General features: G+C 72.8%; 12 protein-coding genes. 8 read left to right on the top strand and 4 right to left on the bottom strand.

Going from position 1 to position 9,843, the window contains the following annotated elements:
- The 3 genes from ABZ297_RS45045 to ABZ297_RS45035 all read right to left on the bottom strand — a co-directional run.
- Positions 1–661: hypothetical protein (locus ABZ297_RS45045; protein WP_355360158.1), on the bottom strand; the 661-nt coding region annotated here is incomplete at its 3' end.
- Entirely contained in the window at positions 654–1,862 is a 1,209-nt protein-coding gene (locus ABZ297_RS45040; protein WP_355360155.1) for a M20 family metallopeptidase, read from the bottom strand. The genes ABZ297_RS45040 and ABZ297_RS45045, both read right to left, overlap by 8 nt.
- Before the next feature lie 112 nt (positions 1,863–1,974).
- Positions 1,975–2,391: an ATP-binding cassette domain-containing protein gene (locus ABZ297_RS45035; protein ID WP_355360152.1), complete on the bottom strand. Its 417-nt coding sequence runs from the start codon at positions 2,389–2,391 to the stop codon at positions 1,975–1,977.
- Positions 2,392–2,560: 169 nt separating this feature from the next.
- Here ABZ297_RS45035 and ABZ297_RS45030 point away from each other — a divergent pair, with 169 nt between their 5' ends.
- The 6 genes from ABZ297_RS45030 (at position 2,561) to ABZ297_RS45005 (ending at position 5,880) form a co-directional block, all read left to right on the top strand.
- Positions 2,561–2,737: a hypothetical protein gene (locus tag ABZ297_RS45030; RefSeq protein WP_355360149.1), complete on the top strand. Its 177-nt coding sequence runs from the start codon at positions 2,561–2,563 to the stop codon at positions 2,735–2,737.
- A gap of 13 nt (positions 2,738–2,750) precedes the next feature.
- Positions 2,751–2,924 (top strand): hypothetical protein, encoded by a 174-nt coding sequence (locus tag ABZ297_RS45025; protein ID WP_355360146.1) that lies wholly within the window; start codon positions 2,751–2,753, stop codon positions 2,922–2,924.
- An 8-nt stretch (positions 2,925–2,932) separates the two neighbouring features.
- Complete coding sequence (locus ABZ297_RS45020; protein ID WP_355360143.1) at positions 2,933–3,088, top strand: hypothetical protein; 156 nt, start codon at positions 2,933–2,935, stop codon at positions 3,086–3,088.
- A gap of 80 nt (positions 3,089–3,168) precedes the next feature.
- Positions 3,169–3,690 (top strand): thioredoxin family protein, encoded by a 522-nt coding sequence (locus ABZ297_RS45015; protein ID WP_355360140.1) that lies wholly within the window; start codon positions 3,169–3,171, stop codon positions 3,688–3,690.
- 1 nt (position 3,691) lies between these two features.
- Complete coding sequence (locus tag ABZ297_RS45010) at positions 3,692–5,482, top strand: ABC transporter ATP-binding protein (RefSeq protein WP_355360137.1); 1,791 nt, start codon at positions 3,692–3,694, stop codon at positions 5,480–5,482.
- Complete coding sequence (locus ABZ297_RS45005) at positions 5,479–5,880, top strand: S26 family signal peptidase (RefSeq protein ID WP_355360134.1); 402 nt, start codon at positions 5,479–5,481, stop codon at positions 5,878–5,880. Before ABZ297_RS45010 ends, ABZ297_RS45005 begins: the two co-directional genes overlap by 4 nt.
- Positions 5,881–6,064: 184 nt before the next feature.
- Here the strand turns inward: ABZ297_RS45005 and ABZ297_RS45000 are convergent, their stop codons facing one another.
- Positions 6,065–8,758, bottom strand: coding sequence for a BTAD domain-containing putative transcriptional regulator (locus ABZ297_RS45000; protein ID WP_355360131.1), 2,694 nt, complete (start codon positions 8,756–8,758; stop codon positions 6,065–6,067).
- Between the two features lie 68 nt (positions 8,759–8,826).
- Between ABZ297_RS45000 and ABZ297_RS44995 the strand changes: the two genes are divergently transcribed.
- Both ABZ297_RS44995 and ABZ297_RS44990 read left to right on the top strand, forming a co-directional pair.
- Positions 8,827–9,336 carry a MauE/DoxX family redox-associated membrane protein gene (locus ABZ297_RS44995; protein ID WP_355360128.1) on the top strand — a complete coding sequence of 170 codons (510 nt, stop codon included), beginning with the start codon at positions 8,827–8,829 and terminating at the stop codon, positions 9,334–9,336.
- Positions 9,337–9,393: 57 nt separating this feature from the next.
- Positions 9,394–9,552, top strand: a complete 159-nt coding sequence (locus tag ABZ297_RS44990) for a hypothetical protein (protein WP_355360125.1) — start codon at positions 9,394–9,396, stop codon at positions 9,550–9,552.
- Positions 9,553–9,843: the final 291 nt, after the last annotated feature.

Here is a 9,843-nt window from a genome sequence, read left to right as displayed (position 1 = left end):
CCAGCGCCACAGCCGCCTCCGCCGCACGGGCGGAGGCCGCGTCGGCCGGCCTGGGCACGCCCGCGCAGGCCGCCACGGCGGCGGGCGACTCCAGCCGCCACCGCACCAGAACCCGGTCGGTGTCGTCGCTGCGGTTGATGTCGTCGTCCATCGGGCCGTAGAAGTTCGGGAGATACTCGTCCGGGTCGGCGGCCAGCTTGGTGATGTTGAAGTAGGCGTTGCGCCGGATCAGCGGGTCGTAGGTCCAGCAGACCTCGCCGACGCCGCGCGACATGGCCCAGGCGCGCTGGTGCAGCTTCAGCGCGAAGCCGACGTTGCGTCCCTGCACGCGCGCCAGCACCCCGGCGATGTGACTGTGCAGGGCCTCGCGCGCGGGCGGGGAGAAGAAGCCGAAGCAGGCGCCCACCAGCTCGCCGCCGTCGAAGGCGCCGCTGACGTAGCTGCCCGCCTTCGCCATCGCCCGCAGCAGGTCGGCCGTCACCGGCGGGTTGTTGTCACCGGTACGCCAGATGCGCTCGTACAGGCGGCGGACGGCCTCGAGCTCGGCGACGCTGTCCAGGGGGCGGATGTCGATGCCCGCGCTGCGCGCGGCCGCCTCGGCTGCGCCGTACGCCAGGTCGACGGGCCGGGACCCGCGGCGGTCGCGGATGAGATCAGTCACGGCGGTCATGGTTCCAGCCGGTCGGGCCCTGTAGCTGGTCGGCGAGCACGGGAGGATGTGCTCCGGTTCGTCCGGGCGGACAACCCCGCGCCGCGAGCAGCTCGGCGACCAGGGCCGTGAGCAGCCGCGTCCGCCTCGGCAGCTCCGCTATGACCACGTGCTCGTCGTCGGCGTGCGCCCCGCCGCCGACCGCGCCCAGCCCGTCAAGGGTCGGCGTGCCCACTCCTGCGGTGAAGTTCCCGTCGGAGGCGCCGCCGACGGCGACCGGGGCGAGCGGGCCGAGCCCGAGCGTCGCCGCGAGCCGGCGGGCCCGCTCGAACAGCTCCGCCGACGCCGCGGCCGGGAGCGGCGGCCGGTTCGGACCGCCCCTGATCTCCAGCTCGGCGCCTTCCAGCGCGGGCCGCAGGCCGAGCATCGCGGCGTGGACGCGCATCTGCTCGGCGGCCTCCCACACCCGGGCGTCGACCTCGAAGCGCGCCGACCCGGGCACGGTGTTCACCGTGGTGCCCGCCTCCAGGCGGGTCGGCGTGACGGTCGTGCCCAGCCTGGGATCGCCCAGCCCGGCCACGGCGACGACCTGGCGGGCCACTTCCACCGAGGCGTTGACGCCGCGCTCCGGCTCCAGTCCCGCGTGCGCGGCCCGCCCCCGCACCAGCACTTCGTAGCGCGAGACGCCCTTGCGCGCGGTCTTCAGGGCTCCGCCGGGCCCGGCGGCCTCCAGGACCAGCGCGGCGGAGCACCCGCGGGCCTCGTCCTCGATGAGCTCGCGCGAGGAGGCGGACCCGGTTTCCTCGTCGCCGGTGACGAGCAGGGTCAGGCCGTCCAGGTCGTCCAGCGCCGCCAGCGCGTGGAAGGCCGTCACCAGCCCGGCCTTCATGTCGAAGCACCCGGGCCCGCGCAGCAGCCCGTCGCGCACCTCGAAGGGGTGCGTCCGCAGCGAGCCGACCGGCCACACCGTGTCGTGGTGCCCGAGCAGCAGCACCCGGGGCTCGCCGCCGAACCGCCAGCGCACGTGGGCGCAGCCGTCCGCCGCCACCCGCTCCGCCTCCGCGCCCAGGAGCCGGGCGCCGACCTCGGCGACCGCCTCCGCGCTGCGGGCGACAGCGGCCAGGTCCTCGGACGGGGACTCGCAGCGCACGAGCCGCTCGATGTCGGCGATCATCGCGGCTGCGGCGGGATCTTCATTTCCTGATCGGCGCATCGCTCCAGCATGGCGACGCGCGGCGGGCGCGGATCTGTCCGGTCGGCCAACATCGGCTCGTCTCGTTGGGACCGGGCGATGAATGGGGCGGCACGCAGCCGGCCGCCCGGGATCAACACGTGCTCAGACGGCGGTGTTGTCGCGCGCGGTCAGCTCGTAGGAGACGAAGTCCTGGAAGACCGCCCCGATCCTGGCGCAGCGCCTCCGGCGGGACGTCGCGGATGTCCACCCCGTCCCACAGGATCGATCCGCAGGTCGGGTCGTAGAAGCGGCACAGGAGCTTGATCAGCGTGCTCTTGCTCGCGCCGTTGCGTCCCACGAGCGCCACGGTCTGCCCGTGCGGGATGAACAGGTCGACCCCGCGCAGCACCCAGGGATGCTCGTCGCTGTAGCGGAACCACACGTCGCGCAGCTCGATCCCGCGCCGGAGCGCGGGCAGCGCGACCGGGTCGGCGGGTGCGGGCAGGCCGGGGCCCGCGGTGGTGATCGTGACGTGATGGTGGAAGATCAGCAGCTGTTCGTGCGCCATCGCCCCGGCCGGTGCCACGCGCTGCCCCAGACGCCGCAGCGCCCTGCGGCAGCTCAGCGAAACACCCTTGACCTTTGAGAAGCCACTGAGAAGTCACTGAGAAGCCGCTGAGACCGCCGTGTCAGTGTGCAGACGAAAGGTTCGTTCGCCGGCAGAAAGCGAGGGTTTTATGCGCGCATTCAGCGAGCTCTGCGACCGTGCGGTCGCGCTGCTCGTCCCCCAGCTCAAGGCCGCGGCCGCCAGCTGCTGGACCGAGTGGAACGACATGCCGCAGCAGTGCTACAAGCGTCTCTGCTGCACCTACTCGACCGGCACCAGGTGCAACGGCTGGGTCCGCTGCTTCTGAGAGGAGGGAAAGTATGCGTACTCTTCACGCGATCTCCGACCGTCTCGTCACCCTGTTCGTCCCCCAGGTCGAGGCCGGCGCCTCGAACTGCTGGTGGGACTACCTTCACGTCGACGGCACCTGCTACAAGCGCTGGTGCTGTCTCTACACGTCCGGCACGAGGTGCAACGGCTACGTCGGCTGTTAGGAGAGCTCATGTTCCACGAAGTCTGTGACCGCCTCGTCGCCCGGCTCGTCCCCCGCCTTACGGCCTCGGCCACCAGCTGCTGGGACGAATGGAGCAACGGCTACTGCCGCCGGTGCTGCGTCTACAGCACCGGTAACAGGTGCACCGGCTGGGCGCGCTGCTAGAAGCCCGTCGGTTTCGTGATCAACGGGCCGGGCTCCGGTGTCCGGAGTCCGGCCCTTCTTCCCCTCGACGAGGAGGTCAGATGGTTTACGCGCTATGTACCGCCGTCATGATCCTTGCTGTGCTGTGCGTGGTCAACGTGATGCTCGCGATGGGCATCATCCGCAGGCTCCGCGAGCACACCGAGCGGCTCAACGCCCTGAACGAGCGGCCCGCCGGCGGCCCGCCACCCGCCGTCCAGCCCGGTGAGACGGTTGCGGAGTTCGAGCCGGGAGCCCCGCTGCCCGAGCGCACGCTGATCGGCTTCTTCTCGCCCAGCTGCGCCCCGTGCAAGGAGCTCGCGCCCGCGTTCGCCGAGTTGGCCGGGACCATGGCACGCGAGCAGGTCTTCGCGGTGATCGCCGGATTCCCCGACGAGACGGGCACGATGCGGGAACTCCTCGACCCCGTCGCCAGGGTCTCTCACGGCGGGCCTGACGGCGGGCCGCTGACCAAGGCGTTCAAGGTCGAGGCCTTCCCCCAGGTGTTCCTCCTCGACGCGAGCCGTACCGTGCTGGCTGCGGGCCACACGCTCGACGACGTGCTCGCCGCCACGCATGGCTGAGGTGTCCGCACCTCGAGCGCTGGCCGGGGCCGCGGAGCTGGCATGGCGCGGCGCGCCGCGCATGGTGATCGCCTACGTCGCGACCACGCTGGTCCAGGCGCTGCTCCCGATCGCCACGGCATGGCTGACCAAGGCCCTGCTCGACGCGCTGAGCCGGCACAGCGGTCCCGTGCTCGGTCCGGCGCTGGGGCTCGCCGCCTGCGGGCTGGCCACGGGGGTGCTGCCCGCGGTGTCAGCCTTCGCCAACAGCGCGCTGGGCCGGTCGGTAGGACTGCGCGCCACCGACCGCCTCTTCGAGGCCACCGAGCGTTTCGTGGGGCTGCGGCACTTCGAGGACCCCGCGTTCCTCGACCGGCTCCGCCTGGCGCAGCAGTCCACCGTGAGCTGCCACGGGCTGCTCGGATCGGTGTTCGATGCGGGCAGGGCCGTTCTCACCATCACCGGGTTCCTGGGCGCCGTGGCCCTGATCAACCCATGGATGGCCGTGATCGTGCTGGCGTCGCTGGCGCCTGCGCTCGCCGTACAGATGGGGCTGGCCAGGCGACACGCGGCGATGCTGTGGCAGACCAGCCCCGCCGAACGCCGCCAGTTCTTCTACGGGCAGCTGCTCACCGGAACCCAGGCCGCAAAGGAGATCAGACTGTTCGGGACGGGACGCTTCCTGCGCGGCCGCATGCTGGACGAGCGCAGGTCGGTCAACCGCGCCCAGCGCCGCCTGGACCTGCTGCAGCTGACCTCGCACGGGGGGCTCGAACTACTCACCGCGCTGGTCGCCGGCGGCGGGCTGGTGTGGACGGGGCTGGCGGCGAGCGCCGGCGAGCTCAGCATCGGGGATGTGGCGATGTTCGCAGGCGCGGTGGCGGGCACCCAGCAGGGCCTCAACACGCTGGCGCGGACCATCGCCCAGATCTCGCAGAGCCTGCGGCTCTTCTCCCATTACCTCCATGTCACCTCCACCCCGCCCGACCTGCCGGTCGCCGCGGCCCCACTGCCCGCGCTGCGCCGCGGGATCGAACTGCGCGACGTGTGGTTCCGTTACGGCGACGACCATCCCTGGATCCTGCGCGGCGTCGACCTCTTCATCCCATGCGGCAGCGCGCTCGCCCTCGTCGGCCTGAACGGCGCAGGCAAGAGCACCCTGGTCAAGCTGCTGTGCAGGTTCTACGACCCCACCAGGGGCACGATCCTGTGGGACGGCGTCGACCTCCGCGACGCGGCGCCGGAGGAACTGCGGGCCAGGATCAGCGCGGTTTTCCAGGACCACATGGCCTACGACCTGTCGGCCGCTGAGAACATCGGACTCGGGAACCTCCCGCTGATCGGCTCGGCGTCCGCCATCAGGGCCGCGGCCGGGCGAGCGGGTATCGACAGCGCCATCGAGGCGCTGCCCAGAGGCTATGACACGTTGCTGACCAGGCTGTTCTTCGACGACGAGGCCGAGGAGAGCGCGGGGGTCGAGCTGTCGGGCGGGCAGTGGCAGCGGATCGCCATCGCCCGGGCGCTGCTGCGAGAAGATCCGGAGCTGATGATCCTGGACGAACCGAGCTCCGGGCTCGATCCCGAGGCGGAGTACGACATTCACCTCCGGATGCGCGCGGGACGGACGGGCCGTACGAGCTTGCTCATCTCGCACCGGCTCAACACCGTGCGGGACGCCGACCTCATCGTGGTCCTGGACGAGGGACGGGTCGTCGAGCAGGGGCGGCACCGGGAGCTGATGGGGCGCGCCGGGCCCTACTCCCGGCTGTTCACGCTGCAGTCCAGCGGTTACGTCGCGGAGGTGATCGGATGAGGTACCTGCTGGTGGCGGCGCTCGCGGCGGCGGGGCTGGTGTGGCTGGCGTGGCTGCGCCAGCGCTACCTGGCGGTCATCGTCGAGGGCGTCAGCATGGTGCCGACCCTGCGACCGGGTCAGCGACTGCTCGCGCGCAGGGCCGCGGGCGTCACCGGCGACATCGTCGTCGTGCGCAACCGCGACAGGCTGATGGTGAAGCGGCTGGCCGCCCGCGAGGGAGAGCGGCTGCCCGCGGTGCTCGGCGGGGGCATCGTGCCCGCCGGGCGCATCGCCGTCCTGGGCGACAACCCGAGCCGGAGCGCGGATTCGCGGCAGTTCGGGCTGCTGCCCGCCTCGGCGGTGGTCGCGGTGGTGCGTTCCGTACCCTCTCAGACGTCGCAACCGAAAGGGAGCTGAGGCCCGCCGAGGCGTCCTGCGCGCCGCCGCGCTGGGCCTGGCCTGGAGCGCGTGGGTCTGTCCCGCGGAGTCGACCTGGCCGGCAGGGCGCCGTCAGCCCTGCACCTCCTGGCCGATGCCCGCGGCCGCGCTTCGAACCGCTCTTCGTCGGTGTGAGGGTTGACCGCAGCATGCGCCGGCGGTCTCAGCGGTTTCTCAACGCTCTGGCCTGCTCCCTGACCTCATCCGCGCGGGCGTCGGCCAGCGCGTCGAAGCACTCCGCCGCCCGCTTCCACGCGTCGAGCGCCGCCTCCACCTCCCCGGCCAGCGCGTGCGTCTCGCCCAGCCTGACCAGCGTCTCCGCCGCGGGGTACAGGTCGTCGCAGCCCCGCAGCAGCTCTGCGGCGCGCTCGTAGCAGACCACCGCCTGGGCGTGGTCGCCCATGGCGTTGAGCACGTAGGCGACGCTGTCCCAGGCGTGCCCCTCGCCCTGCGGGTATCCGAGCTCGGCCAGCAGGCGCTGCGCCCGGCGGCAGTCGGCCAGCGCCTGCTCGTACTCGCCCCGCTGGGCGTGCCACCAGCCCGCGTTGTTCAGGGCCCGCGCCTCGCCGACGACGTCGCCGCCCTGCCTGAACAGCTCCATCGCCCGTACGGCGTGTCCCAGCTCCTGGCCCGGCCTGATCCGGCTCAACGGGATGGTCAGCCCCAGATGCACGTGCGCCTCAAGGACCGGCTCGACGAAGCGCCGGTGCAGCTCCAGCGCCCGCTCGAAGTGCGCCACCGCCTCTCGGTCGTGTCCCAGCTTGACGTGGGCGCGGGCCATGGTGTTGTGGCAGCGCGCCGCGGCCAGCTCGTCGTCGAGGCGCTCGGCCGCGGACAGCGCCACCGCCTGGACGTTGAGGATCTCGGCCCACGGGCCGCGCCGCTGCATGAACTCCGCGAACGCCCAGGCCAGCTGCCAGGCGTGCCGGTTCAGCCCGGCTCCGGTGGCCTCGGTGAGCAGCGCGGGCAGGGGCAGCGACTCCGCGGCGAACCAGCGCAGCGCCTGTGACGGGCCGGCGAAGCGCTGCACCACGACGCCCTTGACCGGAGGGGGCGGGTGCAGCCGCTCCCGATGGGGGTAGCAGGCGTCGCTCGCCGCCAGAGCGGTGTGCACGTAGTGGTCGAGGAGGCGGTGCGTCGCCGCCTGCCGTGCCTCCTGGTCATCGGTCGCGCGGCCCTGCTCGGACGCGTAGACCCGGAGCAGGTCGTGCAGGTGTACGCGGCTTCCGGCGCGCAGCTCGACCAGGTTGGCGTGGTCGAGCCGGGCGACCGTTTCCTGCGCGCGGTCGACCGGCAGCCCGGCCAGGCTCGCCACGGCCGGGAGCGGCAGGTGCGCGCCCGGTTCGCGGCCGAGCAGGCGGAAGAGGCGGGCGGCCGGTTCCGGCAGTTCGTGGTAGGAGCGGCCGAGCACCTGGCGCAGGTCGATGGCCGGATCGGCGTGAGCGAACGGCTCCAGCCCTGGCCGCGCCAGGTCTGCGGCGGCATCTGCCAGTGACAGCTCCGTCCTGCGTGACAGGCGCGCGGCGACGATCGCCAGCGCCAGCGGCAGGTGGCCGCACCGGCGGACGATCTGCTCGGCGGCCTCCGGCTCCGCCGACAGGCGTGCCGCGCCCAGCCGCGCCGACAGCAGCCCGCGGGCGTCGCCGTCCGGCAGGACGTCGAGGCGCAGCAGCGACGCGCCCGCGGTCACCGACAGGCCGGACAGGTCGGAGCGGCTGGTGATCAGCGTCAGACAGCCAGGCGCGCCGGCCAGCAGGGGACGGACCTGGGCCTCGTCGCGGGCGTCGTCCAGGACGACCAGGACCCGGCGGCCGGACAGCATGCTGCGGAACAGCCCGATCTGCGCCTCGAGGCTCGCGGGCACCCGCCCCTCCGGCACGCCGAGCGAGCCGAGGAAGCGGGGCAGCACCGCGGCTGCGTCACTCGCGACGAGGTCGGCGTGCAGCTGGCCGTCGGGGTAGCGCTCGTGGTGCAGGTGCGCCCAGCGCAGCGCCAGCGACGACTTGCCCACTCCCGGAGGCCCGTAGATCACGCGGACGGGAGCCCGCTCGTCGTCCAGCAGTGCCAGCTCGGCGGCACGGCCGACGAAGCAGCCCAGGTCGAGCGGGAGCTGGGCGGGCGCCAAGGGCTCGACGGCGCGGGCGCCCTCATCGGAATGGAGCAGCAGCTGGTGGACGCGGTGCAGCTCGGGCCCCGGATCGATGCCCAACTCCTCGGCCAGGAGGGCGCGCACGTCCGCGAAGCGGGTCAGCGCCTCGGCGGTCCTGCCCCACCCGTGCAGCGCCTCGATCAGCGCAGCCGCCACCGGCTCGTCCAGCGGGTACTCCTCGGCCAGCGGCGACAGCGCCGCCACCGCCGCTCCCGGATCGGCGCGGGTCACGGCGCGCGCCCAGCGCAGGCAGACCTCCTTGCGCTCGTCACGGAGAGTACGGCGCGCTCGCTCCGCCCACTCGCCCGGCAGCCCCATGAGCGGCTCGCCGCGCCACAGCCCGAGCGCCTCGCCCAGCAGCGGCTCGGGCTCGGGAACGGCCGCCGCCCGCTCGGCCAGGCCGCGGAACCGGGTGAGGTCCACCGCCGACTCGTCCACGTCGAGCAGGTAGCCGCCGAGCCTGCGCAGCACGTCGCCGTCATCGCCCAGCACCTCGTGGCGGAGCTGCGTGATGATCGTGTAGAGGGTCTTCCTGGCCCCAGCGGGCACCTGCTCGCCCCAGATCCTTTCCTGCAGCGTCTCGACCGGCACGACCCGGCCGACCTCCCACGCCAGGGCGGCCAGCGCGAGCGCGACCTGCGGAGGCCGCACTGGGCGGATCCGTGCCACGCGTTCCAGTTCCACCGGCCCAAGCAACCGAATCAACATGATCTTCGAGCCTAGTCATGGAGACGGCATTGAGGAATCGTTGAGACGGCGGAAGCACAATCGCGATCATGAGTTACGTCGAGGTGGGGTGCCGGGTCCTGCTGGTCACCGTCTTTGCGCTCGCGCTGTGGAGCAAGGTTTCCGGACGTGAGCCGTGGGCGCGGTTCGTCAGGTCGGTCAGGGACATGACGCCGTGGCGCTCGAACGCCGTCCCGGTCGCCGTCGCCGCGGGTGAGGCCGCGGTGATCGTACTGGCGGCGACGCCGCTCCGGTGGGCGGGGGCGCTGGGGTTCGCGCTCGCGGCGGTGCTGCTCGGCTGCTTCGCCGTCGCCACCGCTCTCGTCGTACGGCGGGGCGCCGCCGTGCCCTGCCGCTGCTTCGGCGCCTCGGAAACGCCCATGGGGTGGGCGCACGTCATCCGCGACCTCGTCCTCATCGCGCTGGCCGCACTCGGCCTCGCGGCGTCGACGGCCTTCGGGCTCGCCGACATGGGGATGGCTGTGATCTCGGGGGTGTCCGGCGCGGCGCTCGGCCTGCTGATCACTCGTACGGACGATCTCGCCTCGCTGCTCCGGTAGTCACCGGCCTGGTGGCGTCATGAACCTGGCGACGGCTACCGCGTCGGCCACCGGGCCATGGTCGACACCGCCGCTTCCGTCGCCCGAGCCTTCGCCGACTTCTGCATGGCTCGCGTCCCCGAGCTGCACCTCGACTTACTCCTCCAAGCAGGCCAGGGCCTCGGCGGCGTCGAGATCATAGAGGTCGTCGGCAGTCCGCGGACTTCGCCCGGCTGAACGCGATCATGCTGGGTCGGTGTGCCGATCGGGACCGGGTCCGTCGGATGTGGCGCGTCGGCGCGCCGTACGCTCACCATCCGGTGCACACCCTCGGCGTCAACCCAGGCGAGGGTGGTCGGAAGCCCTCGGCAGCGCTGCCTGAGCCTCCCACGATACTGCCCGCCTCCCACGGTCTGACGCTGCGCGACCGGAGACGTCGCCCTGGCCGGTTCCGCCCGGCCACCGGCGTCACCGGGCCAGGGCCGCGGCGGCCGCGCACGAGGCAAGCGGCCCCCCGGCCCCCCCGAC

The sequence above is a fragment of the Nonomuraea sp. NPDC005983 genome, from assembly GCF_040614375.1.
In the GTDB taxonomy this organism is placed as follows: Bacteria; Actinomycetota; Actinomycetes; order Streptosporangiales; family Streptosporangiaceae; genus Nonomuraea.
This window is presented reverse-complemented; position numbering and strand designations above follow the sequence as displayed.